This window comes from Herbiconiux ginsengi (genome assembly GCF_900107435.1).
GTDB classification, from domain to species: domain Bacteria; phylum Actinomycetota; class Actinomycetes; order Actinomycetales; family Microbacteriaceae; genus Herbiconiux; species Herbiconiux ginsengi.
Genome location: NZ_FNPZ01000001.1, coordinates 506,049 through 531,307, shown reverse-complemented (window position 1 = coordinate 531,307; position 25,259 = coordinate 506,049). Strand labels below are relative to the sequence as shown.

The window sequence follows — 25,259 nt, the reverse complement described above, 5'->3', positions numbered from 1 at the left end:
ACGTCGCAACGACGCGCATCGCGGGCGGAGAAAAAAGAAATCGAGGTGCTGGCGACTATCTGATGTCGGCGGACGACGCGCCGACGACCTCCGATCGCCCCGAGGGCGTAGCGGTGGAAAGGTGGATGCTCACCCCTCCAGCGTACGCGCCTCGGGGCGCGGAGGCTGCGGTTGCCGACGCGCGGCCTACTCCGAGACGGCGGCGATCGCGTCGAGGATGGTGGCGGCGACAGCCTCGGGCTGCGACACGCCGATGGCGTGCGATGCTCCGGCGACCTCGCGCGTGCCGCGCGATGCGGCGCGTTCCGCCCCGGCGCGGTGCACGGCCACCGGGATGTTGAGGTCCTGGTCGCCGAACACGAACCAGGCCGGCGTGGTGGTCCAGGCCGGCGCATCCGTGACCAGGCTGTCGGACAGTGCCGCCTGCGTCACCGGACGCTGGGTCGCCGCCATGAGTCCCGCCTCCTGGGCCGGCACGTCGGCCGCGAACTGGTGGTGGAAGAGGTCGCGGCGGATGGCGAACTCGTCGCCGCCCGACGACACCGGGTAGGCGACCAGCGCATCGCCGAGCGTGCTGCCGGGGGCGCTGGTGGAGAGGTCGAAGGCGCTCTCGCCCTGCTTCGGCACGAACCCCGCCGCGTAGACCAGGGCGGTGACGGAGTCGTTGCCGGCGGCGGCCTCCGTGATCACCATGCCGGCGTAGGAATGCCCGGCGAGCACCACAGGGCCGTCGATGCCGGCGATCACGTCGCGGAGGTAGGCGGCGTCGCCCGCGAGGCTGCGGAGCGGATTGGCCACGGCGACGGAGGTGATCCCGTTCTCGTGCAGGATGCGGATGACACCGTTCCAGCTGGCCGACTCGGCGAAGGCGCCGTGCACCAGCACGACGGTCGGCTTCGGCTTCGGTGCGGCATCCGTGCCGCCGAACGACGCCGCCAGCCAGTCGGCGAACCGCGTCGGCCCGTACTGTTGCACGGTCACGCGAGGGTCGTTCCCCGGGGTGAGCGACTCGTCGGTGACGGTGCCGCCGAAGTAGCCGGTCTCGTCGGCCACGACAACTGTGCGCGGGTCGCCCTTGGCCGCGAGCACGCGGGTGCCGAGTTCCGCGAGGCGCAGCGGCTCGGGACCGGCCAGTTCGATCACGCCGTTCAGCGGCTCTCCCGTCGCGACGACGGCGAGGGCGGCTGACACGTCGTCGGCGGCGATCGGCTGCATCAGCACCGAGGAGAGCCGGATGACGTCACCGTCGGCGCCGCCTTCCGCAAGGGCCGGGATGAACTCGAAGAACTGCGTGGCGCGCACGATACTGAAGGGGTTCGGACCGGCCGAGGCGATCTGCTCCTGCGCGACCTTCGCCCGCATGTAGCCGATGTCGGGCATCCGGTCGGCGCCCACGATCGAGAGCACGACGTGGTGCCGCACGCCCGCTGCCGTGGCCGCCTCGACGATGTTGCGGGTGGAGGTCTGGAAGAACTCCAGCACCGGCGCATCGTCGAACGACGGGGAGTTCGGGATGTCGACCACGACGTCGGCGCCGCGCAGCACCTCCGCGAGGCCCGCGCCGGTGATGGTGTCGACGCCGGTGGAGGGGGAGGCCGGCACGGCTTCGTGTCCGGCCTGGCGGAGTCGTTCGACCAGGTTGCCGCCGATGAGTCCGGTGCCGCCGATGACCACGATCTTCATGAGAGTTGCCTTTCGTTCGCTGGGGAGCGTGAGAATGTCCGTTCCCCAGCTACGACCGGGCCGGTCCGCCGGTTGTGACGCGGCGAGCGATCGGATGCCGCGTGCACTCCACCTCAGCGACCGGGGCCGGCCGCGGAGGCGGTGCCTATCTCGCGTCGACGGCCGGGGCGGTCTGACCGCCGTCCCACTCGGCGGGCCCGCCGAATCCGCCCTCCGGTGGCCCCGAGACGACCCGCGTCGCCCGCGACGGCGGATACGGAGCCGTGGTCACCACGCCCGCCCGCCGCCCCCACCAGGTGCTGAACAGCGCGGCTCCCACGCAGAGGCCCATCGGCAGCAGCAGGAAGGGGCTGCCGGCGCCCTCGCCGCGCTCGAACACCTGGTCGGTCTGGCCCATGAGAGCGGTCGGCACGAGCAGCAGCACGTTGTTGGTGGCGTGCACGAGCACCGGGGCCTCGAGCCCGCCGGTGCCCCGGGCCGCGAACGATGCAGAGGCGCCGAACACGAAATAGTAGGCGATGAGCCACGGATCGGCGGCCGCGTGTGCCGCCGAGAACAGCGCGCCCGACACGACGGTGCCCACCACGAAGGCCGCGATCGGGCTGCCGAACCAGGAGCCGACGGAACGCTGGATGAGTCCGCGCGCCCCGAACTCCTCGCCCGCCGACTGCAGCGGAGTCGTGAGCAGCACGATCAGCACCATCGCGATCACCGATCCGGAGAGATCGATCGGATCGAGCGGGCCGAGCAGCAGAGAGACACCCACGTACACGATCCACACCGGCACGATCACGAGCGCCAGCCGTCCGAGCCACCGCCAGCGGAAACGTCCCACCACCGACGACAGCCAGCGCGGCCGCACGCCGAAGAAGGCCCATTGCAGCACCATCGCGATCGGCCACATCGCGGCGAGGGCGAGGTTGTTGGCCAGCATGAGCGCCGGGGTGAAGGTGAGCGAGCCGGTGGCCAGATCGTCGAAGCCGTACTGGCCGGTCGCCAGGTCGATCGCCAGGGCCACGATGCTGAAGAGGAACGAGACCAGGAAATACGCCGCCACGAGTGAGAGGATCGCGAGCGCCCCGCGCCACCAGGCCGGGGCGACGCGCAGCGCGTGGTCGTAGGTGGCGGTCGGATGCGCGATCGTGCTCATGCTTCCAGGCTACGGCTGTCGAGAAGTCACGCGGTGACCAGACGCTCGAACCCGGCTGGGCGAATCTGCTCGACAACCTGGCCACCCTGCCGCGGGAGGGGGATACTGCCACCATGGAGATCGAGGAATGGTGGCCGAAGCTGTCACCCACGACGCGGGAGTGGCTGGCCGACAATAACGGCGACGCGGTGCCGCCCGCGATCGTAGACGACATCATCCGAGTGGCCGGCCCGATCTCCGCCGACGCCTGGTGGTTCGGCGAATCGGATGCCTCGGGGTTCTTCTTCTCGGACGCGGGGGTCGACTGGATCGAGTCCGTGGCGAACGACGAGAACCCCTAGACCTCAGTCGGGCACGTAGCTCAGGATGTCGCCCGGCTGGCAGCCGAGCACCTCGCAGATGGCGTCGAGCGTGGTGAACCGCACCGCCTTCGCGCGCCCGTTCTTCAGCACCGAGACGTTCGCGACCGTGATGCCGATGGCCGCGGCGAGGTCGGTGACCGACATCTTCTTCTTCGCCAGCTCCACGTCGAGGTTGATGACGATGCCCATCAGACCACCTCGGCGAGTTCGCTGTGCAGCTGAATGGCCGTGTGCAGCAGTTGCCGCATGACGACCACGAGCAGCGCGAGCGCCGCCCCGGCTCCCGCCGTCACCGTCGCGAGGATCGCGATCGTCACGCCGGCGGGGGTCTCGGTCGCGCCCGCGAGCAGCAGGTAGACCAGCGTTGCCGCACCGATCGCGGCGGCGGTCGCGAGGGCGCCGATCGCGGCGTTCACCCAACGGTCGGAATGCCCGTGCTCGTCGAAGATGCGCTGGTCGCGCACCATGCCGAGCAGCATCCAGACGCACACGATCACGATCTCGACGCAGACGATCGCGGCGATCGCCAAGGCCGTCACCACGACGGCCGGCGTGGGTGCGAGAGCCGACTCGGCCACTGAGTGGGCGAACAGCTGGGCGGCGATCGCCGCCGCGAGCAACGCGATGAGCAGCACGCGGAGCGCGACGAGCACCGGTCGTGTCATGAGAACTCCCTTTATCGAAAAACGTGCGTTTCATATCGTTATTCGATACGTTAACACCTCGAACGCGCCAGGGACAACTGGCGCGAGCCGAATAGAGGAGTCAGGATGCGTCAGCAGGAGATGTCGAAGACGAGCACGAACGAGACCGCGGAGACCGGCGGGGTCAGCAGCGCCTTCGCGCTGTGGGGAGACTATTTCGAGGCGAATCTCGCCCGGCACGATCGGCTGGATGCGCAGATCCCGTGGGCCTCGTCATCGCCGCTCTCGAGCGCCGACCGGGTCGCGATCTCGCAGTCGCTGCAGCGGTTCGAGCTCGGCGAGCGCGGCGAGGGAGCGGGTCTCCTGTCGAAGGCGGCGGCGCAGGGTGATGCGGTCTACGACGCCGCATTGCTGCTGTTCGTCCAGGAGGAGCAGAAGCACTCGGCGCTGTTCGCCCGCGCCCTCGACCGGTTCGGGGTCGAGCCGCTCTCGGCGCACTGGTCGGATGCCGTGTTCGTCGTGCTGCGCCGCCTGATGGGGCTGCGCACGGAGGTCACGTTGTTCCTGATCGCCGAGACTGTTGCGCTCGAGTACTTCGGCGCCCTGCACGGCTCGCCCGATCCGGTCGTGCACGGGGTGGCGGAGCGGGTGCTCACCGACGAGGTGGAGCACATCCGCTTCCAGATCGATCAGCTGCGCGTGGGCTTCGAGGGGGTGTCGCCGGTAGGGCGGATGCTCGCCGTCGCGGCCGCCTGGATGGTCGCGGTGGGTGCGGCCACGGTCGTCGCCCTCGACCACGGTCCGGCCCTCCGTGCGTGTGGCCTGCGACCCTTCACGTTCTGGGGCCGGGCGCTGCGGCACTTCCGTCTCGCGGCGGGCCCGGCGTTCCGCCTCGGCCGCCACGCAGCGGGCGCTGTACCCCACGGCCCGAGCGTCGCCGACCCCCGATGATCGCCCCCTCCCCGCGTCGGTGGCCAGGAGCTGCGCTCGCACCGAGGCGGGAACGGGGTCGGGATCGGCCGGCGGGTCACTCGAATGCGAGCCCATGCCTCATTCTGCGCTCCGCATCCGCGTGAAGCAACGAGCGCGGCGGGTAACGGTGCATTTCAGGGACACCGAGGCCGTATAGGCCATCGCTCCCTCTCAAATGCACCGTTACCCGGCACCCTACGCCTGGACGGGCTGACCCACCGTGAACCGTGCGCCGTGGTGCTCGGCCGGCAGGCGGTCGCCGCGGCCGTGCAGCTTGTTGCGCAAGGTGCCGGGCGCGTAGCCCTCGGGGTAGGCGCCGCGTTTGCGCAGCTCCGGGATCACGAAGGTCACGATGTCTTCGAAGGTGCCCGGGGTGATGGCGTAGGCGAGGTTGAAGCCGTCGACATCCGTCTCCGCCACCCACTCCTGCAGCTGGTCGGCGATCTCCACGGCCGAGCCCACGATCAGCGGGCCGAGGCCGCCGATGGCGCCGAGCTTCGCGATGTCGCGCACGGTCCACTCCTTGCCGTCCTCGTTGGCCGACTGGAAGTTCGACACCGCCGACTGGATGGCGTTCGACTTCACGTTGCCGATCGGCTCGTCGAGGTCGTACTGCGAGAGGTCGATTCCCATCCAGCCCGACATGAACACGAGCGCGCCCTCCTCGCTGGCGTACTGCAGGTAGTCGGCGTGCTTGGCGTAGGCCTTCTCGCTGGTCTCGTCGGTGATGATCGTGAGCAGGGTGTAGACCTTCGCCGAGTTCCGGTCACGGCCGGCGGCCTCCAGTGCATCGCGGATCTTCGCGACGGTGCCCTTCAGGACCGCCTTGGTGGGGGCGGCGACGAAGATGGCCTCGGCGTTGCCGGCGGCGAAGGCGATGCCGCGCGGGGAGGCACCGGCCTGATAGATCACGGGAGTGCGCTGCGGCGAGGGCTCGGCGATGTGGATGCCGGGAACCGTGAAGTGCTCGCCATAGTGCCCGATCTCGTGCACCTTCGCCGGGTCGGTGAAGACGCCCGATTCCCGGTCGCGGATGACCGCGTCGTCTTCCCACGATCCTTCCCACAGCTTGTAGAGCACTTCGAGGTACTCGTCGGCGACGTCGTAGCGCTGGTCGTGCTCGAGCTGGTCGTCGTGGCCCATGTTGCGAGCGGCGCTCGGCAGGTATCCGGTCACCACGTTCCAGCCGACGCGGCCGTTCGTCAGGTGGTCGAGGGTCGACATCCGGCGGGCGAAGGGATACGGATGCTCGTATGCGGTTCCCGCGGTCACCCCGAATCCGAGGTTCTCGGTCACGGCCGCCATGGCCGAGATGAGCAGCACGGGGTCGTTCACAGGCACCTGCGCGCCGTGGCGGATCGCCGCCTCGTTCGAGCCGCCGTAGACGTCGTAGGTGCCGAGCACGTCGGCGATGAAGATGCCGTCGAAGGAGCCGCTCTCGAGCAGCTTGGCGAGCTCGGTCCAGTAGGAGATCTCCTTGTAGCGCCACGACTGGTCGTCGGGGTGGCGCCACATGCCCGAGGACTGGTGGGCCACGCAGTTCATGTCGAAGGCGTTGAAGCGGATCTGCTTGGTCATGCTGCCATGCTCTGCGCCCGCTCCCGCTCCTGTCCACCGGCCCGCCACATTGCGTCACATTCCCTTCCCACCCCGCGTCCGCCCCATGCCCACACCGCGAGGTAGCGCGAAGTCGCCTCTGGATGCCGCGCAGAGCGTACTTCGCGCTACCTCGCGCGGGGGCTGTGGACAAGTTCTGCGCGGTTCGAGAGAAATCGCCAATATGGGCGGATGCCACGACCCGCACCGCTGCCCGACGAACTCTCAGCGCGGGCCTTCAGCCTGCGGGAGGGGCGTGCCGCAGGGCTGAGTCGTGACCGGTTGCTCGGCTCGGATCTCGCGCGCCCGTTCCGCGGTGCGCGGGTGGACGCCCGGGCCCGCATCACCCTCCTCGGTCTCTGCGCCGCCTACGCGAGCCGTGCACCGGAGTCGCACGTGTTCAGCCATGTGACGGCGGCCTTGCTCTGGCATGTTCCGCTGCCGGGGCGGGTGGGTGAATCGCGCATCCTCGACGTCGCAGTTCGCAAGCCCAGCGCGATCCCGCGTGCGGCCGGCGTGCGCGGACATCGGCTCGGAGACGCGTGCGTGAGTACTCGGGGACGCTACGGATTCCGGGTCGTCGATGCCGCATCCGCGTGGTGCCAGCTCGGCACCGTGCTCGATCATGACGACCTGGTGGCCGCGGCCGATCACCTCGTGCTGCGTCCGCGTCGCCCGAAGACCGATGATCGCCCCTTCGTCTCACTGGCCGAATTGACGCAGCGGGCGGAGTCGTTCACCGGGCGCGGAGGTCGTGCGCTGCGAGCGGCGATCGCGGATGTGCGCGAGGGGTCGGCATCGCGTCCCGAGTCGCATCTGCGACTCCTTCTCGGGCGCGCCGGCCTGCCGGAGCCCGAACTCAATCAGAACGTCTTCGACGCATCCGGCAATTGGATCGCGTGCGTCGACCTGCTCTATCGTGCTGAGCGGGTGGTGGTCGAGTACGACGGGGAGCAGCACCGCACCGATCCGGCCCAGTACGAGAAGGATCTACTCCGACTCGAGTCCATTCGAGAGAACGGCGACACCGTCATCCAGGTGCGAAAATCGGGTCTCTACGGCGACCCCACCGGCACCGTGTCCCGCGTCATTCGCGCCCTCTCAGCGGCCCACGGTGCGAGGTAGCGCGAAGTCGGCTCCGCGGCCCTCGTTCAGCCCACCTAGAGCGACCTCGCAAGGGCGCGAGCCTACTTTGAGCGACCTCGCGAGGACGGGGCGACTTTGCGCTACCTCGTGACACGAAGGGCGGGTAGGGGCACAGGGTCAGCGGCCCTGGCGCTTCTTGTAGGGGAGAGGCTCGCCCTTCACGGTGGGGGCGCGGCCCTTGCCCTTCGAGGCCTTGGCCTTGCCGCCGGCCTTCGGTGGCGGCGGGGGAGCGCTCGCGACCCGTCCGCGCGCCTCGGCGCGGAACGCGAGGCCCGCCTCCGTCAGCGCCACGCCCGTGCCGTCGGGCTCGACCAGGGTCTCCCCGCGTTCGGCCTCCAGCTGGGCGACGGATGCCTGGATCGTCGCCCGCGACACATGCTCCGCATTCGCGGCGCGCGAGTAGTCGCCCTCGTCGGCGACCGCGAGAAAGTGCCGGAGCTGGCTGATGTCCACGCCCCCAGGCTACCCGCCGCTCGTCATGAGCCGGGCCGACGTCTCGCCCGGGCGCGGCGGTCGAGGCTCTCGCGGATCAGCACCGTGCGTTCGTCGGGCCGCTTCAGCGGACGTTCGAGCATCCGGGCCAACGGCGAGACGCCCGCGAGCACCACCCCGAGGGTCAGCACCGCCTGCGACAGTGCGCCGACGATTCCCGATGCGGCGAGGAGCGCCGTGGCGTCGTTGCCGATCAGCGCGTAGACGAGGGAGTCCGAGAAGGCGGTTGCGAGCACGCCGAGCGCGGTCACGATGAGCCCGCCGACGAACATCTGCTTGGAACCGAGTCGTGGTGGCACGGATGCTTCCTTTCGTCGAACGGATGTCTCCCGACACGCTAACCCGGCGGCGCGCATCCGCGACGACGATCCGATCACCTGATCTGGCGCAGAATAGGGCGAACGAACGAGGAGTGAGTGTGACCCACGATGACGCCCGCCTGCAACGCCGCCAGCCCGAGGTGCTCGACGAGATCCAGCTCGCCGATCACAACCCCGACTACCGCATCGATCTCGAGCGCGTACGTTTCTCGCCCTATTTCTCCCGCCTCTCCGCCGTCACCCAGGTGATCTCGCAGGCCGGGGCGAGCCCGCTCATCCACAACCGCCTCACGCATTCCATCAAGGTGACGGCGGTGGCGCGCGCGATCGCGGTCACGGTCGACGACACACTGGTGGGCACCACGCCCGCCCTCTCGCCGGAGGTCTCGCCCGGCGGATGCGACGCCGTGGTCGTGCAGGCGGCCGCCAGCGCACACGATCTCGGCCACCCGCCGTTCGGTCACCTGGGCGAGAACGTGCTCAACCGCATCGCGCGCGACACGCTCGGCCTCCGCGACGGATTCGAGGGCAATGCGCAGACCTATCGCATCCTCACCGTTCTCGACGTCTGCGACGGCGCATCCGCGGGGCTGAACCTCACGGCCGCGGTTCGCGCGGCCGTGGCGAAGTATCCGTGGACCCCGCAGCTGGAGGGGATGACGTTCGACCGCGATCGCGTGCACGACTCCACCGACCTGCCCCGCGGCATCAAGCGCGAGGGCGACGCGATCGTGGCGCGCAAGTACTCGGCCTACTTCCTCGAGCAGGACGACCTGATCGAGGCGCGTGCGTCGGCGCCTGCCCTGAAGCCCTGGGAGCAGTCACTCGAGTGCGCGGTGATGGACATCGCCGACGACATCGCGTATTCCATCCACGACGTCGACGACTTCTACCGCGCCGGCATCCTGAGCCAGGTGGCGGTGTCGCGCGAGTTCAAGGGCTGGATCGAGAACTCGGCGGTGCTCCGCCTGCTCGACGCGCCCGAGCTCGAGGTCGAGGGCGTGCGCAACCATGCGGGCGAGGGCATCGAGGCGTTGCGCCGCAAGATCCACCGCGACGACCCGTGGATCGCCGACGACGACGCCTTCGCCGACGCGGTGGCCGTGGTGTCGGAGGATCTCGTGGAGGGCCTGCTCTCGACGGTGTTCGACGGCTCGATCGCGGCCGAGCGGCGGCTGTCCAGCTTCACGAGCCGCTGGATCGCGCACTTCGAGCGTTCGATCGTCGCAGCTCCTTCCGACACCCCGCGCACCGGCATCATCACGCTCGACCGTCGCGCCTGGCACGAGGTGAAGGTGCTCAAGTTCGTGCACAAGCACTTCATCCTCAACCGGCCCGACATCGCCATGTATCAGCGCGGGCTCAGCCAGGTGCTGGTGAGCCTCGTGAGCGCGTTCTCCGATTGGCTCGAGGACGACTACGACCGCAAGCGCGTGCCGCGACGGCTGATCGAGATGGTCGATCTCGCGACCGTCGGATACCAGCGGCTGGCGGCCGAGCGGCCGTACCTGCTCGATGACACGGCGCCGGCCGCCCTCCGCCGCCTGGGCCACGGGCGGGGCGTGATCGACTACGTGGCGTCGCTCTCCGACGGTCAGGCGATCGCCGTGGCGGAGGCCCTGAACGGTCGCACCGACCGCCTCTGGGACATCGGCCAGAGCCTCTGATCGGGGCCACCGACCGAATCCACCGACCCAGAAGCCCCGTGATCACGGATCAGAGGTTCCGATACACCTCGCGGCGGTGACCGATCGCCACCACGAGTACCGTGAGGACTCCGTCGTCGACGCTGTAGACGATCCGGTGGCCGCCCACCCTGACGCGGAGGAGGCCCGGATGCCCGACCAGCGTCGTGGCCGCCGGCGGGCGGGGAACGTCGCGGAGCATCCCGATCGCTGCGAGCACTCGGGCCTGTGTGCGCCGATCGAGCTTGCGCACCTGCCGCGCCGCTGCTGCTGTGAACTCGACGCCGTGTCGGTCAGGCAAGGGTGATGCCGAGTTCCTTCGCGATCTCCTCGAGCGAGACGCGGGGCTCATCCTCCACCAGAGCCGCCTGGGCGGCAGCCACGTCTTCGGCGTCTTCGAGTGCCGCCAACGCACGCTCGCCCACCTCGACGTCGAGGATCATCACCGTGCCACGGCCGTGCTGCGTGATCGTGACCGGCTCACGACGGGCGCCGTCGAGCGTTTCGGCCCAGCGTTGACGGGCGTCGGATGCGGGAATGTACCTCATGTCTGAATTGTACAATTCGTACCTCAAGAAATCGAGCGGTCGATAGATGAGAATTGATCGTATCTCAGATCCGGGAGTCGGCAAGGTGTCTGTGGAGAAACTGCACGACGCGCGCTCGGGCGAGCAGGGCCGGGTGGCCGGGGGTGTCGCGCACCTCGCTCGTGAGCACCGAGTGGGCTCGGGGCGAGAAGCCGCCGGGGTTGCCGGGGGAGGAGTCGAGCTCGATCACCTCGAAGGCGTCGCCGAGCCGCTGTCGCAGCGAGTCGAAGCGCGGGCGCGGCGAGTTGGGGTCCTCCGAGAAGCGCAGCCCGAGCGCGCAGAACCCGGCGGAATCGGCTCGGGCGGCCACTTGGTCGAGCTCGCCCGACGACAGCCCCGGATCGGCCTGCCGCGCCTTCCCGAGGGGGAACGGCGCCGCCGGCTGACTGACGACGGATGCGAGCACCGCGTCGTCGACGGCCGTCGCCAGCGCGAATCCGCCGGTGAAGCACATCCCGATCACGCCCACTCCGGCGCCGGGCGTGCGGGTGTTCAGATCGGCGGCGACCGCCCGCAGGAACCCGGTGATGGGCCGCTTCGCGTCGACCGCGAAGGCCCGGAACTCGGCGCTCACGCAGATGCGGGCGACCGTGCGCAGCGTGTACCCGGGAGTGCCCTCCTTCTCCGGAACCCCGAATGGCGAGGGCACCACCACCGTGAAGCCCTCGCCCACGAGGTGCTCGGCGAGCCCCAGCACCTCGGGCGTGATGCCGGGCAACTCGGGAATCAGCACGACTCCCGGGCCGGATCCCTTCTCGTAGCAGTCGTAGGTTCTGCCCGCGCCGGTGAAGGGCGAGCGCGCCCAGCCGTCGAGGGTGGAGGTGGGGGCGGCGCCGGTCATGCTCCTAGTCTGCCGTGCGCGAGCGGGCGCATCCGTGTCAGGATCGGCTATGACCGATCGCCTGATGCTCCTCGACACCGCGTCGCTGTACTTCCGTGCCTTCTACGGCGTGCCCGACACGATCCGCCGGGCCGACGGCACCCCGGTGAACGCCGTGCGGGGGCTCCTCGACATGATCGCGCGGCTCACCACCGACTACGGTGCCACGCATCTCGTCGCCTGTTGGGATGACGACTGGCGCCCGCAGTGGCGGGTCGACCTCATCCCGAGCTACAAGGCGCACCGGGTGGCGGAGGTGGTGGCCGTCGGGCCTGACGTCGAGGTGGTGCCCGATTCGCTCGAGGCGCAGATCCCGATGATCCGTGCGACCCTGGCCCTGGCCGGTATCGCGGTCGTGGGCGCAGCCGAGCACGAGGCTGACGACGTGATCGGCAGCTATGCCAGCCACGCCGAGATGCCGGTCGACGTCGTCACCGGCGACCGTGACCTGTTCCAGCTCGTCGACGATGCCCGCGATGTGCGCGTGATCTATACCGCGCGCGGCATGAAGAACCTCGAGGTGCTCACCGAGTCGGTCGTGGTGGGCAAGTACCGGGTGCTTCCCGAGCAGTACGCCGACTACGCGACCCTCCGCGGCGACTCCAGTGACGGCCTGCCGGGGGTGGCCGGCATCGGCGAGAAGACGGCGGCGGGCCTCCTGGGCGAGTACGGCACGCTCGACGGGTTGCTCGCGGCGGCGGCGGATGCGCAGGGTGGCGTGTCCGCATCCGTTCGGCTGAAGCTCGAAGTGGCCGCCGACTATCTCGCGGTGGCGCCGACGGTCGTGAAGGTTGTGCGCGACCTCGAGCTGCCGAGCCTCGAAGAGGCGGGCGCGAAGCTGCATCCGGTGTCGGGTGACGATCGCGCGGAACTGGAGCGCCTGGCCGACGACTGGAACCTCGGCGGCGCCGTCGGCCGCCTGCTCGCCGCCCTCGACCGCACTGCCTGAGGGCTGCCCGTCGTCGCCCCTGGCCAGGTAGCCCGAATGCGCCACCGACCCGTGTGGGGCAGCCCATTCGGGCGACCTGGCACGGGAGCGTGTCGCCCTGTGGTGGCGCTCGCCCGGCCGATAGCCTGAAAGCGTGAGTGAAACACCAGGGCAGCTGTTCTCCGACCCCTTCCACAACGAGTTCGGCACCTGGCTCCTCGGGTACGCACCCTACGGGGGCGGTGACTACGGCGACGTCGCCGCGGTGGCCGCAGCCGTCGGCGACGGCGACGACGGCGCGTTCTACGACGCCTGGCTGGCCGCCGGCGATCGGCTGAACGCCGAGGCCGAGACGACCCGAGCCGCGGGTCACCGGGGGAGCGCATCCGATCTCTTCCTGCGGGCCAGCGCGGCGTACGCCAGCGCCTACCACCCGCTCTACGGCTTTCCGGTCGACCCGCGACTGCTCGAGGGCTACCGGCGCCAGGTGGCGGCGTTCGACGCCGGAATGGCATTGCGCGAGGTGCCCGTCGAGGTCGTCGAGATCCCCTTCGAAGGTGCACGGATGCGCTCCTACCTGGTGCCCGCGACCGGTCACGAGAGCGAGGTGCGACCGCTGGTCATCCTCGTGAACGGTTACGACGCGACCGTCACCGATCTGTGGTTCGCGATGGGCGTCGCGGCCTCGCGTCGCGGCTACCACGTGCTGATGTTCGATGGCCCCGGGCAGGGCGGGATGCTCTACGAGCAGGGCGTGCCGCTGCGGCACGACTGGGAGGTCGTGGTCTCGGCGGTCGTCGACCACGCGCTGACCGTCCCGACCGTGGATGCGTCACGCATCGCGGTGAGCGGCTGGAGCCTCGGCGGCTACCTGGCGCCGCGCGCGGCGTCCGGCGAGCCGAGGATCGCGGCGTGCATCGCCGACCCGGGGCAGTGGGATCTCGGGGCGTCGCTCGTGCGCTTCGCGCAGCGGTTCGGGGCGACGGCGGAGGAGGCCGCGCATCCGGAGACCCTCGATGACGCGGCGCTGGCGCAGATGATGGCGGTGATCCGGCAGAACCGGGCGATGCGCTGGTCGATCGAGCAGCGCGGATTCTGGGCGAACGGGGTCACGGACCTCCGGGGCATGATCGCCGCGACGGCGAAATTCACCCTGCGGGACCGAGTGTCGCAGCTCACCTGCCCGGTGCTGCTCACGCGGGCTGAGAACGATCCGCTCGCCGCCGCTGTGGGAGAGTTCGCGGCGGCGCTGCCGAACGCGACGGTGATCGACTTCACGGCAGCGGAGGGTGCCGGCATGCACTGCGAGATGATGAACCGCTCGCTCGTCAACCGTCGTGCCCTCGACTGGCTCGACACCGTCTTCGGCTCCTGACCGACGGCGCGCCCTCGTCCGTCAGGTCGCGATCGGGACCTGCTCGAAAGTGACTGTGGCGAACGGGAACGGCAGCCAACTCGAGACCGCACCGCTCGTGCCGTCGACGGGCAGGGCGAAGAAGCAGAGCAGGCTGAGCGCGCTGCTGCACGCCGCGACGAGAGCGACGGCGAGGGCGGCGCGCTGCGGCATCCGCACCGCGGCCGCCTGCGTGCCCGCGCGCCGCGCGGCGCGGGTGAGGGCGACGACGAGGATCACCACGAGCGCGAGGTAGACCACCCAGCTCGGGCTCATCGTGAGGTGCGTGCACTGCGGCACGGCATCGGTCGGCTGTCCGTCGGAGTCGACGAACCCGCCGTAGACCGTCCCTCCGCCGGCGCACAGGCCTTTGGATGCCGTGGTGCCGATGCTGTAGGCCACCGCCCAGAACACGACCCAGATGATGACGTTGCGGGTGTAGCGGAGCATCGCGGCGCCGGGGAGGAGGCTCGCTGGACGGGTGGGGAGGGCGGATGTGCTGCTCACGATCGCCCCGTGCCCGCCGTGCCCCCCGTGCCCGTCGTTCCGGCGGGGAAGCGCCAGGTGGTGGTGCGCACCACCAGGTCGAAGAGCTCGACGAGCTGGTCGGCGAGGAGCGGCATCCCACAGGCGAAGGAGAGCAGCAGCACCCGGCCGCCCGGGGTGGCGAGCCAGTAGTCGACCTCGACGGTGGTGACGTCGGGCGCCGAGCCGTCGGGCGCGGCCGATCCGGTGAACACCCGGGTGCGACGGATGCCCGGCCCGGTGGGCAGGTCGTCGAGCGTCACGTCGGCGTCGCCGTCGGGCGGCCCGAGCACGGCACGCAGGGCGGCACCCGGATCGGTCTCGCCGCTGGCCCGCAGCGCGAGCCGCGGCCAGTAGACGGTGAGCGTGGCCGGGAGCGGAACGCCCGGCATGACCTCGTGGCAGAGGTGCACCTGGGCGGCCCCCGCGGTGCGGGCGCGGTCGGCGACATCGGTGAACTTGGCCCTGAGCTCCGCGCGCAGCCTCGCATCCTCGTCGCGCCGGCCGACGGCCCGCTCCACCGCGCGCGCGATCGAGCGTTCGGCGACGGCCGGGTCGTCGACGGGCACGAGCCACCACGTGCCCGGCAGGGCGAAATCGAATCCGTTCTCGGCGGAGGCGGAGGCAGAAGCGGAGGCGGGCGCCGAAGCGGAGGCGGGCGCCGAAGGAGACGCGGCTCCGGATGCCGATGGTGAGGTCATGCGGGCTCCTGGCTCGGGGTCGTGAGCCGCAGCGACCCGACCAGATCGACCGCGGCAGCGAGCGCATCGTCGAAGGCCGTGAGATCGGGGGTCGACAACTGGAACTGCACGACCGCATCCGGGTCGTCGGGGAACAGGGTGACGAGGATGCGCCGGTGCAGGCGGGCGCCGGCGGCCGACGGCACCTCGAGCAGATCGTCGACGACGACGGCGGGCATCCCCGCGAGCACCGCCTCGGCCACTTCCCGCCGCCACGGCCGCACCCCGCCCGCGGCCGGATCACGCCAGTCTGTGGTCGAGCCTCCGTCGGTGGCCGAGGTGCGCTCCGGGGCATCGGCCTGCAGCCGAGCCAGCACGCCCTGGGGCGTGGCGCCGTCGCGCGCCGTGAGCTCGAGGTGGGCCCAGGCATGCACGGAGGCGGTGCCGGTCACGCCGAGGTAGACGTAACGCAGGCGGCCCGGCCGTTGCTGCCGCGCTGCCTGCTCGAGCGCGCTGTTCAGCTCCGCCGCGAGCTCGGGCGTCGCCGCTCGCGTCGCGACCGTCCCGTTCGCCGCGTTCGGCGCATCCGACGAGCCCGTCGCATCCGCGGGGGCTGCCGCTGTGTCTGCCGTTGTCGCCACCGCGCTCGCCGAAGCACCCGCCGAGGCCGCTGCCGACGCCGCGACCGCCGCCGAGGCCGCCGAGGCCGCGACCGCCGCCACCGTCTCCGGCGTCAGCGCCAGCCAGCCGGGCGGCAGCGTCAGCGAGAACTGCACTCGCTCAGCCATGCCGCGACCCGCCGCTCGTGCCCGCCCCGACGTGCGGCGACTGCGTCGCCTGGTACGCGTGCTGCGCGAGATCACCGAAGCCATCGGCGATCGGCTTCACCACCGCGTCAGCACCCGGGATCGAACCCACCAGGCCGCCGAGCTGGGTCGAGACGAAGTCGCTCACCTGCTTGCCGGCATCCGGCCCGCCGAGCACACCGCCGAGATCGTGGGAGAGCTGCGACGACACCCCGTCGAGGCCCTGGCCGAGAAGCGGTCCGAGCGCACTGCGTGAGGCCTGATCGACCGACTGCTCGATCGACGACACCGCCGATTGCACCGAGTCGCCCACCTGCGTCGCCACGGAGTAGGCCGCGTCATAGCCCTGCCCGAGGAGCCCTGCGCCGGCTCGCCCGAGCTGCCCGGCGCCGTCGATCACCGAGCCCAGCCCGCTCGCCTGCACACCTTCGGCGAAGTCGGCACCGACCTTCTCGCCGATCCCTTCCATCGTGTCGGTGAACGCCGAGACCCCGCCGTCGAACGTGGTCTCGAGGAAGTCGGCGCCCACCCCCGAGATCGAGTCGTAGAGCGAGTGCGCGTCGTCGCCGAGATCGAGGATGCCGTCGACCACCTGATCGGTGGCCGCCTCGAGCGCGTGGCTCACGGCCTCCTGAGCGAGCTCGCCGATGCCCTTGCTCGCCGCTTCGCCGAGTGCCGCGGTCGCACCGGCCGCGGCCGACTTCGCCGCCGCCCCCAGCGCGTTGCCGAGCGCTCCGCCCCCGAAAGCCGCCAGCACGGCCGCGCCGACGAGCACGAGGTCGAGGATGTGGAAGCCGTTCATCACGAACTGCAGCAGCGCCAGCACCGCGATCGCGATGTTCACCACTTGCGCGTAGAGGAAGAGCAGCGCCGACACCACCGCGAGGATCGGCACCACCACCGCCAACGCGGCGAACACCACGGCGAGCACCGTCAGCACGAGCGACACGATCTTCAGCACCACCTGGGCGATGCCCGCCACCAGCTTGACGATGTCGAAGAAATCGCCGATCGAGTCCCAGAAGCTGTCGTTGAGATCGCCGAACTCGTTGCCGCGGTGCACCCGCCCGGCCGCCACCCGGGCGGCCTGGCGCATCCGGTCGAGGGCGGCATGCCACTCGGCCTCGGCCTGACTCATCTGCGCCTGCAGCGAATCCCACTCGCCACGCAGCTGCTCGAGCGCGGCCAGCGCGGTCTGCTGCTGCGGGCCGGGCAGCTGCGACTGCCGCTCGTACTCCTCCAGCTGGGGCCGGATGACGGCTGCCCGGTCGACGAGGTCGCGGTTCGCGACGGTCAGCGCGTTCGCGCGATCGTGCGCCTCGCGCATCGGTGTCGCGTAGTCGAGCAGGGCCTGCGCGGCCTCGGAGTAGCGGGTGTGCGCCTGCGTGATGGTGCCCGCGGCATCCGAGGCGGTCGAGATGATCGCGTCGACCGCATCCGAACGGTAGTTCTCACCCGAGAGCCCGCGGAGCTGCTGGGCAGCGGAGGCGATGGCCTCGGCCGTGCGCTGGTACTGCGTCGCGTCGCGCAGCACCGTATCCGGGTCGCCCGGCAGGGGCCCCAACTCGGCCATCCGCGTCAGCCCATCGCCTTCTGGAGAGCCTCGAGCAGCTTGCCGTCGACCTCGTCGAAGGCGCTCGAGATCATGTGCACGGCGTCGCTGATGGATCGCACGGCGTCGAGCATGTCCTCCCTCGTGTCCTCCCAGTCGTCGGCGAAGTCGATCAGCACCCCGGCGAGGTCGCCGTCGCCGCAGGCGTCGGCCGTGGAGCGGCTCATCCCTCCGGCCGAATCGAGGGTGTTCACGATCAGCCGGAGCGACGAGTCGAGTTCGCGCAGGGTGTCGGTGTCGACGACGAGGTCGGCCATGGTCACTGCTGGATGGCGCGAGCGAGCTGCTCGTCGGTGTTCTGCATCGCGGTCGCGGCGCCGCGCAGGAACTTCGCCATCCCGTCGAGCCCGTTCACCGCCTGGGTGGTGCCCGAGGTGAACTGCTCGTAGGTGTCCTGGAACGCGCCGGAGGCGAGCTGCGTCTGGAACCCGCCGGCCACGAGCTGGTCGATGAGGTTCTTGAGCTCGGTGAGCGTGTTCGTCATGGAGTCCCGCCCCGCATCGAGGCGGTGGGATGCGTCGTTCATCTCTTCGTAGGTGACGTTGAGGTTCGCCATGGTCGGCTTCTCCTTCAGGAACGGGTCGCCACGTCGGCGGCCGGATCGATGGTGCTGGCGGTGGGCGCGGCGGCGCGAGGCAGCTGCACCCGCGTGGCCTTTCCGGCGGCCACGAGGTAGCCGCGGCCCGGAGGGAACTCCGAGCGGGCGGCGCGCGGGAGGGCGGTGCGCAGCACCGTCTCCCCTTCAACGGGTTCGGGTTGCAGGAGAATGCCGCGGCGGGCGTTCTTCACCTCGGCGAGGAGCGGCCACGACGAACTCCAGGTGCTCGTCTCGGCCTCGGCGATGAGCAGGTGCTCGCTGCGCTTGACCGAACGGATCAGTTCCACGATGGCCGCGTCGGCCGGGGTCGAGAGGAAGTCGGCGATGCTCTCCACCACCACGACCAGCGGCGCGGCAGTCGTGGATCCGGCGGCGAGGGGATCGGATGCACCAGGTGCGGCGGATGCGCCCGGCTCGGCCTCGGCATCGGCCGCGACGATCGACGCGGCGAGCCGCCGTGCGAGCGCCGCAACGGCATCCGGGTCGGTGGCGGTCTCGGTCCACGGGGCGGCGCTGAGGAGCGCCGACCGCCGCTGCCCCAGGTAGTAGAGCGGGATGCCCGGCCGCCACCGCCGCAGCGATTGCGCCAGCACGAGCAGCGCGTTCGTGCGCCCGCTCGCCGGTCCACCCGCCACGAGCAGCAGGCCGATGGGGTCGAAGCCGAGCGGTGCCAGGTCGTCGTCGGCGAGCCCGAGCACCGGGCGCCCCGCCACCTCGACGGGCAGCTCGCCGAGGGGGACGTCGGTGGGCAGCGAGCCCACGGCGGCGACATCCGTGACGCCGCGCTCGCGCAACTCGGCCGCGAGGCGCTCGAGAGCGCCGGCCTGCTCGAGCACATTGCGTGATCCGCCGAGCACGGCGATCTGCGTCTCGTGCCCGTCGATCACCGCTCGACCGGCGGGCGAGGCGGGGCCGAGCACGTCGTCGGGGGTGTCCAGCATCAGATACGACGACTCGTCCGACATCCGCAGCACCACTCGGCGCGGCACGGCCGAACTCACCGACGACGGCACGCTGCCTGGCCGGTCGGCCGTGAACACCACGTGCACGCCGAGCCGGCGACCCTCGGCGAGCACGCGCTGGAACTCGCCGTACCGGGCCAGGCGCCCGGATGCCGTCTCCCACTCCGCCCGGAACGCCGGGAACCCGTCGATCAGCAGCAGCACGCGCGGCAGATCGGGGGTGCCGGCGAGCACGCGGTACTCGTCGAGTGAGCCCGCGTTCACCGTCGAGAAACGGCGGCCGCGCTCGTCGAGCAGCTCGGCCAGCATGCGGAGCAGGCGGGAGACGCGTTCGGGGTCGTCGCCCGCGATGACCGAGCCGACGGTTGGCAGCTGTTCGAGCATCCGGAGCCCGCCGCCGGCGAAGTCGAGGGCGTAGATCTCGGCGCGGCCGTCGGTCGCGAGTGAGGCGGCGGCCGCGATGGTGCGGAGGGTCACGGTCTTGCCCGAACCGCCGGTGCCGTAGACGCCGAGGTGGCCGTCGGCATCGGGGCGGAACACGACCGGCTCCTGTGCCTGACGCTCGGGCAGGTCGGCGAGCCCGAGCACGAGCTCGCCGCCGGTCGAAGACGGCAGGGCGGCGAGGTCGTAACTCGTGGCGAGCTCGTCGAGCCACGGACGCCGGGGCGCCGGCACCCCCGCGATGGCGGCGGCCGTGCCGATGGTGGTCACGAGCCGCGACTCGTCGTTCGGCCCCGTCTCGTCGTGTCGCAGGGCGGCGGGGTCGACCACCCGTGGCTCCCACACGATCTCGGCGCCGAAGCGCAGCTCGGCCACCTTCACGCTCGCGCGCTCGGGGCCGCGGTGCGTCCATCCGCCGACGTAGGCGGCCTGGAAGGGAGTGACCTTGCCGGGCCCCGTCTTGGCCACGGCGCGACCGGGCAACGCGGGGTCGAAGAAGGCCGCCGTCTTCTCGCCGACCACGTCGGTCGAGTCGTGCTCGTCGGCCATCCGGAGGGCCACGCGCAGGTTGGTGTTGGCGCGCAGGTTGTCCTTGATGACGCCGGCCGGCCGTTGCGTGGCCATGATGAGGTGGATGCCGAGCGACCGCCCCCGCTGAGCGATGTCGACGACGCCGTCGACGAACTCCGGCACGTCGGTGGCGAGGGCGGCGAACTCGTCGATCACGATCACGAGCGCCGGTGGGGCCTCCGGGTCTCCGCGCTTCTCGAGCTCGAGCAGATCCTTCGCCTTCTTGCGGCCGAGCAGCCGCTCGCGGTGCTGCAGCTCGGCTCGCAGGCTGGTCAGCGCGCGGCGCACCAGGTGGGGCGAGAGGTCGGTGACGAGTCCCACGGCGTGCGGGAGGTTCACGCATTCGGCGAAGGCCGAGCCGCCCTTGTAGTCGACGAAGAGGAAGGTCACGCGATCGGGGCTGTACTCGGCAGCCATGCCGAGTACCCAGGCCTGCAAGAACTCCGACTTGCCCGACCCGGTCGTGCCTCCCACCAGCGCGTGCGGCCCTTGCGAGCGCAGGTCGAGGTGCATCGCGTCGACGCCCGAGTTGCCCACCAGCGCGCGCAGGCTGCCCGCGCGGCTCTGCCGCCAGCGGTCGACCACGACGGCCGGCGCCTCGGCGAACTCGGTACCCACGAGGGTGAGGAACGAGACGGTCGGCGGCAGGTCGCTGGAGTCGCTGATGCGCGCCCCCGAGTCGACGAGAGGGGCGAGCCGCCGTGCCAGGGCCGTCGCCTGCGCCAGGTCGATCCGTTCGCACCGCACGCCCGGCACCGCGCGGCCGAGTCGCACGAGAGCGACGGATGCGCGGTCGGTCCCCGTCGCGAGATCGATCCAGCTCCGGCAGAAGGCGGGAAGGGCGCGCGCCGAGGGTGCGGCCCAGACGAGGAACACGTTCGCGTCGGCGGCCCGTTCGGCCAGTTGCACCAGCCGTGCCCGGTCGACCGGGGCGTCGTCGGTGACGACTACCACGACGGCCGGCGTGGCGGTGCCCCGGGATGCCGCTGCCTCGTCGCCGCTGCCACCCGGTTCACCGACCCGGCCACCCGCGGAGGTCACGTCGTCGCGCTCGGGCAGGGCGCCGCGAACGGCTGGCACGGCACTGCTGCGGGTGCGGGCGTCGACCAGGTCTTCCAGCGAGGCCAGCAATGTGAGCCCGGTGGCCGCGCTGTCGGCCAGGTGCACCTGATCGCCGATGGGGGACTGCGGTGAGGAGGTGTGCGGCAGCCAGCCCAGCCACGCGAATTCGGGAGACCAGCGAGCGCTCGTGATCGCCGCGAGCACGACCTCGGCCGGGGAGTGCAGGCCCGCCACCTGCACCAGCAGGCCGCGCACGGCATCGGCGACCTCCGCATCCGGGCCCACCACCCCGATGCCCCCGCTTGAGCGAGGGTTCTCCACGAGCGGCACGTCGGCGATCTCGGCGAACGGCGCCAGCACCTCGTCGACCCGACGGCTGAGCTCGGGCACGGCCCGCCCGGGGTCGTCGCCGCGGCTCACGGTGTTGCGCGACGGGAGGGTGCCGGTGCCCAGGCGGAGGTTGAGGAACGACCAGTGCTCGGGCCGGCGGGTCCAGAGCAGAGGGCCGAGTTGCATCGCGTCGGCGTAGATCTCCGCCGTGGTCGGGGCCTCGGCGTTGCGCACCGCCCGCTCCTTCGGCACCTCGGCGGCCAGCTCGGCCGAGAGGTCGTGCAGCTCTTCGTCGAACCGGGCGGTGTCGGTTCCGATGCGCCGTCGCCGGTTCATGCCGCCGTCGAGGTAGCTGCCGAGCACCAGGATGGGGGCGAGGGCCACGAAGAGCAGGGCGAACGCGCTCTGGAACAGCGCGAACATCGCGGCTCCCGTGACGAGCGGAGCAAGCAGGGAGATCCACGGGAAGCGCATCGTCTCGGGCTCGGAGGGAGGAACGGGCGCCGGGAACTCGCGGCCCGGGTAGCGGCTCTCGACCCGGGGCGCACGGTTGAACGGCAGGCTCCCGCCTCGCTCGGCCGCGCCGCGGATCGCCGAATCGGCCTGGCCCACCCCGCCTGCGGGCCGTGCGAGACGCCGGAAGCCGAGCTCGGAGTCGCCGATCGTGACGGTCTGATGCTCGTCGACGGTGACGCGCGTCACGATGCCGCCGTCGATCAGCAATCCGTTCGCGGAATTGAGATCGGCCACCTCGATGACGTCGCCGACGAGCACCTTCGCGTGCACCTTCGACGCGAGCGGATCGGTGAGCACGATCGTGCATCCGGGATCGCGGCCGATCGTGCTCTCCCCGAAGCCGAGCGGGAACTCGCGGCCGGCATCCGGGCCGGTGATGACGCGGGCGATCACAGCCGGTGCGTCGGCGGCCGTGATCCCGGTTCCCGCGACGGCGCTCGCCTCCCGTGAGTCGGCCGGCGCGGTCACGCGCACCGTGAATCCGGATCCGATCTCCGCTTCGCCGATCGGGGTGGTGGGCGAGAGCATCGACTCGCGGGCGAACGCGGGCGGAGAGACGGCGAGTGTCACCGCGCCGGCGCGCTCCCGCGTGGCGAGCGGATCGGCGTCGGCCACGGCGGCGGCGACGTCGCCGACCGAGGCGGTGGCATCCGTCGTGACCACGATGTCGGCGGCCGGCGCCGCGCCCCGCAGCAGGGTGAACTTCAACCGCACCGTCAGCCGCCGATCAGATAGACGGCGGCTGCCGCGGCGACCGCGGCGACGAGCACGGCGTCGAGGACGATGCCCGGCCAGACCGGCTTCTTCACCACGGGGGCGGTGTACACCGGCGCCGGGGCGGTGGAGCGGCGGACAGTCGATTCCAAGGGCGCCGTGATCGGCGTCGTGGAGGCGGTCGCCGGGGATGGTGTGAATGCGGCGGCCGCCGGGTGGCTGCCCGTCGGCACAGGCGGGATCGGTGCGGCCGGCGCTCCGGTGGGGAAGGGCGGAACCGCGGCGGGCACGGTCGCCGCCACGGCATCGGTCGCGGGCACGCTACCGGTCGCGGTGATCGGGCGAGACCGGCTGTCGTCGAAGCTCGGCCCGCGGGTGAAGGCGTCGTCGGTGACGTCGATCGGGGTGACGGAGAAGCCGAGCTGCTCCTGCACCCGCTGCAGTGCCCGGCCGAAGGCGAGCGCCGAGGTGGAGCGGGCCGAGGGGGAGGCCGAGAGTGCCACCGCGATCGCCTCTTCGACGGCGGGCGGAACATCCGCGCGACCGATCGGAGGAAGGCCTCCGGCGCGGATCCGGGCGCTCATCGCCTCGGCCGAGTTGTCGCCTCCCGGAATCTCGAACGGCGCTCGGCCGGCGAGCAGGCTGTAGATCGTCGCTCCCAGCGCGTAGACATCGGACGACACCCGCAGCGTCGCCTCGTCGGTGAGCACCTCGGGGGCGGCCCAGGGCACCGAGAGCGCGTCGATCGCGTGCGCCGCGCCCAGCGTGCCGGCGATGCCGAAGTCGGCGAGCGCCGGCCGGTGGTAGTCGGTCACCAGGATGTTGGCGGGCTTGATGTCGCGATGCAGGATGCCGGCGCGGTGCGCGGTCTCTACGGCGCCGGCGATCTGCACGCCGACCGCCAGGGCCTCGGTGACCGGGATCGGTGCCGCGCGGAAACGCGACCCGAAGTTCGGTTGTGCGCAGTACTCCATGACGAGGTAGGGCTGGCCCGTCTCGGCGATCCCGGCCTGGTGGATCGTGACGATCGACGGATGCGTCGAGAGCTGCGCCATGAGGTTGGCCTCGTCGCGGAAGTGCTCGACCGCCCGGTCGTCGAAGACGTCGGTGGCGAGCACCTTCACCGCCACCCGGCGCCGGGGCAGATGCTGCTCGTAGAGGTAGACGTCGGCGAAGCCGCCCGAGCCGATGGTCTGCAGGTAGTCGAATCCGGCGAGGCGCGGAGGAGTTGCAGGCGCGCGCGTCATCCTTTGTATCCGTCGTTGCTGATCGTCACGGTGCGGCTGGTGGCGCCGCCGGGGCCCACCAGCGTGATCGTGTAGATCTGGCTGGCTTGGGGGCACTGGAAGTCGACGGCGATGGAGTCGTTCACGCCGACGCTGGAGAACGGCTCGGCCTGGGCGTCTTTCGTGCCGATGCCGAAGAAGGCGCTGTCGGCGCCCGTTCCGGTCCAGGACAGGCTCACGGTCGGTGGCTCGACCTGCCCGGCGCCCGGGGCCGGCGCTTCGCTGGGCGTCGGGCAGATCACCGCGTTGGTGCCGCCGAACGAGGTGATGACGGGGGCCGGGTTCGCGGGCGGCTGCGGAGCTTCGCCACCACCGGTTCCGCCGCCTCCGGTGCCCGGGTCGGCCGGCGTCGTCGCCGTCGGTGTGGGGGTCGGCGTCGGTGTCGCCTTCGGGGTGGCGCTGGGCGTCGGGCCTGCCGCCGCCGTGGTGGCGGGCGTGGTCTCAGGTGCGGCCAGCGGTGTGGAACCGGTCTGCCGCACCACGATCAGGGCGACCAGAGCAACCAGCGCGGCGGCGAGCAGGCCACGGAGGATCCAGCGGATGACGGGCCAGGCGCGTGGGCGTGGAGGCGGAGAGCCCACCTGCCCAGCGGTCATGTATTCGCCCTATTGCTCTTGGATGGAGATGGCACGAACGTCGAGATTCAAGATAGCGGCTCGTCCGCGCGAATGCGAGAGCTACGAGTGTCTTGACCGCCCCACGGAGCTCCTGCCTGTGCACAGCTGTCGATAAGCTGCGGAGCGGCGACCTCCGCCGGCGACCTGCACCCCCGAAGGACCACAATGACCTCGAATCGCTCCATCCGCCTGGCCCTGGCCGCACTCCTCGTGGCCGGCTCTGCCGCGCTCTCCGGGTGCACCGGGACGTCGGTGCCGGCGCCCACCGCCGAACAGACGGTGAAAGCAGCCTGCGACAAGATGGCGACGGCAGTCACTTCGCTCAGTGACAACATGTCGGGCATCACCCAGGGCATCCTGACCGATCCTGCGGCCGCCGCCACGAGCCTCGCGACCGTCACCGATGCATTCTCAGCAGGATCCGCGGAGGTGACCAACAGCACGGTGAAGCCTCTTGCCGACGAGGTCGTGCGTGCTCTCACGGCTTTCAGTGACGACGTCAGTGCTGTGGCGACGAAGGCCGAGGCCGCCGACCCTCAGAGGTTCGTCACCGAGACGACCGATCTCCAGAACGCTCTGACCGATCTGGGCAAGGGCTGCAGCTGACCTGAAGGCGACGCCTCGACCGTGCTCCCCGCCGGGCGGGAGGCGGTGACTCGTGCTCTGCCCGGGCATTCGCTGCGCAGTGACTCGACCCGCGGA

At 71.0% G+C, this 25,259-nt stretch carries 26 protein-coding genes; 7 read left to right on the top strand and 19 right to left on the bottom strand.

The window, feature by feature from the left end; translation table 11 throughout:
* Positions 1-186 precede the first annotated feature (186 nt).
* Both BLW00_RS23925 and BLW00_RS02530 read right to left on the bottom strand, forming a co-directional pair.
* On the bottom strand, positions 187-1,683 hold the full coding sequence (locus BLW00_RS23925; protein WP_245741220.1) for an alpha/beta fold hydrolase: 1,497 nt from the start codon (positions 1,681-1,683) through the stop codon (positions 187-189).
* A 145-nt stretch (positions 1,684-1,828) separates the two neighbouring features.
* Positions 1,829-2,833: a CPBP family intramembrane glutamic endopeptidase gene (locus BLW00_RS02530; RefSeq protein WP_092548711.1), complete on the bottom strand. Its 1,005-nt coding sequence runs from the start codon at positions 2,831-2,833 to the stop codon at positions 1,829-1,831.
* A gap of 113 nt (positions 2,834-2,946) precedes the next feature.
* Here BLW00_RS02530 and BLW00_RS02525 point away from each other — a divergent pair, with 113 nt between their 5' ends.
* Positions 2,947-3,174 carry a hypothetical protein gene (locus BLW00_RS02525; protein ID WP_092548708.1) on the top strand — a complete coding sequence of 76 codons (228 nt, stop codon included), beginning with the start codon at positions 2,947-2,949 and terminating at the stop codon, positions 3,172-3,174.
* A 3-nt stretch (positions 3,175-3,177) separates the two neighbouring features.
* Here the strand turns inward: BLW00_RS02525 and BLW00_RS02520 are convergent, their stop codons facing one another.
* On the bottom strand, positions 3,178-3,384 hold the full coding sequence (locus BLW00_RS02520; RefSeq protein WP_092548705.1) for a helix-turn-helix domain-containing protein: 207 nt from the start codon (positions 3,382-3,384) through the stop codon (positions 3,178-3,180).
* Complete coding sequence (locus BLW00_RS02515) at positions 3,384-3,860, bottom strand: DUF2975 domain-containing protein (RefSeq protein WP_092548702.1); 477 nt, start codon at positions 3,858-3,860, stop codon at positions 3,384-3,386. The genes BLW00_RS02520 and BLW00_RS02515 overlap by 1 nt, the downstream gene beginning before the upstream one ends.
* 105 nt (positions 3,861-3,965) lie before the next feature.
* Here BLW00_RS02515 and BLW00_RS02510 point away from each other — a divergent pair, with 105 nt between their 5' ends.
* Positions 3,966-4,790: a ferritin-like domain-containing protein gene (locus tag BLW00_RS02510; RefSeq protein ID WP_092548699.1), complete on the top strand. Its 825-nt coding sequence runs from the start codon at positions 3,966-3,968 to the stop codon at positions 4,788-4,790.
* Positions 4,791-5,006: 216 nt separating this feature from the next.
* Here BLW00_RS02510 and BLW00_RS02505 read toward each other — a convergent pair whose 3' ends face one another.
* Positions 5,007-6,389 (bottom strand): LLM class flavin-dependent oxidoreductase, encoded by a 1,383-nt coding sequence (locus tag BLW00_RS02505; RefSeq protein ID WP_092548696.1) that lies wholly within the window; start codon positions 6,387-6,389, stop codon positions 5,007-5,009.
* 210 nt (positions 6,390-6,599) lie between these two features.
* Between BLW00_RS02505 and BLW00_RS02500 the strand changes: the two genes are divergently transcribed.
* Positions 6,600-7,532: a DUF559 domain-containing protein gene (locus BLW00_RS02500; RefSeq protein ID WP_092548693.1), complete on the top strand. Its 933-nt coding sequence runs from the start codon at positions 6,600-6,602 to the stop codon at positions 7,530-7,532.
* Positions 7,533-7,670: 138 nt separating this feature from the next.
* Here the strand turns inward: BLW00_RS02500 and BLW00_RS02495 are convergent, their stop codons facing one another.
* Together BLW00_RS02495 and BLW00_RS02490 are read right to left on the bottom strand one after the other, a co-directional pair.
* Complete coding sequence (locus BLW00_RS02495) at positions 7,671-8,006, bottom strand: LysR family transcriptional regulator (RefSeq protein WP_092548690.1); 336 nt, start codon at positions 8,004-8,006, stop codon at positions 7,671-7,673.
* A 23-nt stretch (positions 8,007-8,029) separates the two neighbouring features.
* Positions 8,030-8,344 carry a hypothetical protein gene (locus BLW00_RS02490; protein WP_139256587.1) on the bottom strand — a complete coding sequence of 105 codons (315 nt, stop codon included), beginning with the start codon at positions 8,342-8,344 and terminating at the stop codon, positions 8,030-8,032.
* 119 nt (positions 8,345-8,463) lie between these two features.
* On the opposite strand from BLW00_RS02490, the gene BLW00_RS02485 reads away from it, so the two are divergent.
* On the top strand, positions 8,464-10,032 hold the full coding sequence (locus BLW00_RS02485) for a deoxyguanosinetriphosphate triphosphohydrolase family protein (protein ID WP_217634268.1): 1,569 nt from the start codon (positions 8,464-8,466) through the stop codon (positions 10,030-10,032).
* Between the two features lie 49 nt (positions 10,033-10,081).
* Here BLW00_RS02485 and BLW00_RS02480 read toward each other — a convergent pair whose 3' ends face one another.
* The 3 genes from BLW00_RS02480 to BLW00_RS02470 form a co-directional block, all read right to left on the bottom strand.
* Positions 10,082-10,351: a type II toxin-antitoxin system RelE family toxin gene (locus BLW00_RS02480; RefSeq protein ID WP_245741218.1), complete on the bottom strand. Its 270-nt coding sequence runs from the start codon at positions 10,349-10,351 to the stop codon at positions 10,082-10,084.
* Complete coding sequence (locus BLW00_RS02475; protein ID WP_092548677.1) at positions 10,344-10,598, bottom strand: type II toxin-antitoxin system prevent-host-death family antitoxin; 255 nt, start codon at positions 10,596-10,598, stop codon at positions 10,344-10,346. Before BLW00_RS02475 ends, BLW00_RS02480 begins: the two co-directional genes overlap by 8 nt.
* A 64-nt stretch (positions 10,599-10,662) precedes the next feature.
* Positions 10,663-11,478 carry a dienelactone hydrolase family protein gene (locus BLW00_RS02470; protein WP_092548674.1) on the bottom strand — a complete coding sequence of 272 codons (816 nt, stop codon included), beginning with the start codon at positions 11,476-11,478 and terminating at the stop codon, positions 10,663-10,665.
* 49 nt (positions 11,479-11,527) lie between these two features.
* Between BLW00_RS02470 and BLW00_RS02465 the strand changes: the two genes are divergently transcribed.
* Both BLW00_RS02465 and BLW00_RS02460 read left to right on the top strand, forming a co-directional pair.
* Positions 11,528-12,466 (top strand): 5'-3' exonuclease, encoded by a 939-nt coding sequence (locus BLW00_RS02465; protein WP_175494101.1) that lies wholly within the window; start codon positions 11,528-11,530, stop codon positions 12,464-12,466.
* 133 nt (positions 12,467-12,599) lie between these two features.
* Entirely contained in the window at positions 12,600-13,820 is a 1,221-nt protein-coding gene (locus tag BLW00_RS02460) for an alpha/beta hydrolase (RefSeq protein ID WP_092548671.1), read from the top strand.
* A 21-nt stretch (positions 13,821-13,841) separates the two neighbouring features.
* On the opposite strand, the gene BLW00_RS02455 is transcribed toward BLW00_RS02460, so the two are convergent.
* The 9 genes from BLW00_RS02455 to BLW00_RS02415 are packed head-to-tail and all read right to left on the bottom strand — an operon-like array spanning position 13,842 to position 24,536.
* Positions 13,842-14,345 (bottom strand): hypothetical protein, encoded by a 504-nt coding sequence (locus tag BLW00_RS02455; protein ID WP_092548668.1) that lies wholly within the window; start codon positions 14,343-14,345, stop codon positions 13,842-13,844.
* Positions 14,342-15,064: a hypothetical protein gene (locus tag BLW00_RS02450; RefSeq protein ID WP_092548665.1), complete on the bottom strand. Its 723-nt coding sequence runs from the start codon at positions 15,062-15,064 to the stop codon at positions 14,342-14,344. Before BLW00_RS02450 ends, BLW00_RS02455 begins: the two co-directional genes overlap by 4 nt.
* Positions 15,061-15,831 (bottom strand): hypothetical protein, encoded by a 771-nt coding sequence (locus tag BLW00_RS23290; RefSeq protein ID WP_092548662.1) that lies wholly within the window; start codon positions 15,829-15,831, stop codon positions 15,061-15,063. Before BLW00_RS23290 ends, BLW00_RS02450 begins: the two co-directional genes overlap by 4 nt.
* Positions 15,824-17,422, bottom strand: a complete 1,599-nt coding sequence (locus BLW00_RS02440; RefSeq protein ID WP_092548659.1) for a hypothetical protein — start codon at positions 17,420-17,422, stop codon at positions 15,824-15,826. The genes BLW00_RS23290 and BLW00_RS02440 overlap by 8 nt, the downstream gene beginning before the upstream one ends.
* Before the next feature lie 5 nt (positions 17,423-17,427).
* Positions 17,428-17,718, bottom strand: coding sequence for a hypothetical protein (locus BLW00_RS02435; protein WP_092548656.1), 291 nt, complete (start codon positions 17,716-17,718; stop codon positions 17,428-17,430).
* A gap of 2 nt (positions 17,719-17,720) precedes the next feature.
* Positions 17,721-18,017 (bottom strand): WXG100 family type VII secretion target, encoded by a 297-nt coding sequence (locus BLW00_RS02430; RefSeq protein ID WP_092548652.1) that lies wholly within the window; start codon positions 18,015-18,017, stop codon positions 17,721-17,723.
* Positions 18,018-18,031: 14 nt separating this feature from the next.
* The gene (locus tag BLW00_RS02425; RefSeq protein WP_407650942.1) at positions 18,032-22,648 is read right to left on the bottom strand and encodes an FtsK/SpoIIIE domain-containing protein; all 4,617 of its coding nucleotides are present in this window, start codon (positions 22,646-22,648) and stop codon (positions 18,032-18,034) included.
* Between the two features lie 8 nt (positions 22,649-22,656).
* Positions 22,657-23,901 carry a serine/threonine-protein kinase gene (locus tag BLW00_RS02420; protein ID WP_092548645.1) on the bottom strand — a complete coding sequence of 415 codons (1,245 nt, stop codon included), beginning with the start codon at positions 23,899-23,901 and terminating at the stop codon, positions 22,657-22,659.
* Complete coding sequence (locus tag BLW00_RS02415; RefSeq protein ID WP_092548642.1) at positions 23,898-24,536, bottom strand: hypothetical protein; 639 nt, start codon at positions 24,534-24,536, stop codon at positions 23,898-23,900. The genes BLW00_RS02420 and BLW00_RS02415 overlap by 4 nt, the downstream gene beginning before the upstream one ends.
* A gap of 186 nt (positions 24,537-24,722) precedes the next feature.
* Between BLW00_RS02415 and BLW00_RS02410 the strand changes: the two genes are divergently transcribed.
* The gene (locus BLW00_RS02410) at positions 24,723-25,163 is read left to right on the top strand and encodes a hypothetical protein (protein ID WP_092548639.1); all 441 of its coding nucleotides are present in this window, start codon (positions 24,723-24,725) and stop codon (positions 25,161-25,163) included.
* Positions 25,164-25,259 lie beyond the last annotated feature (96 nt).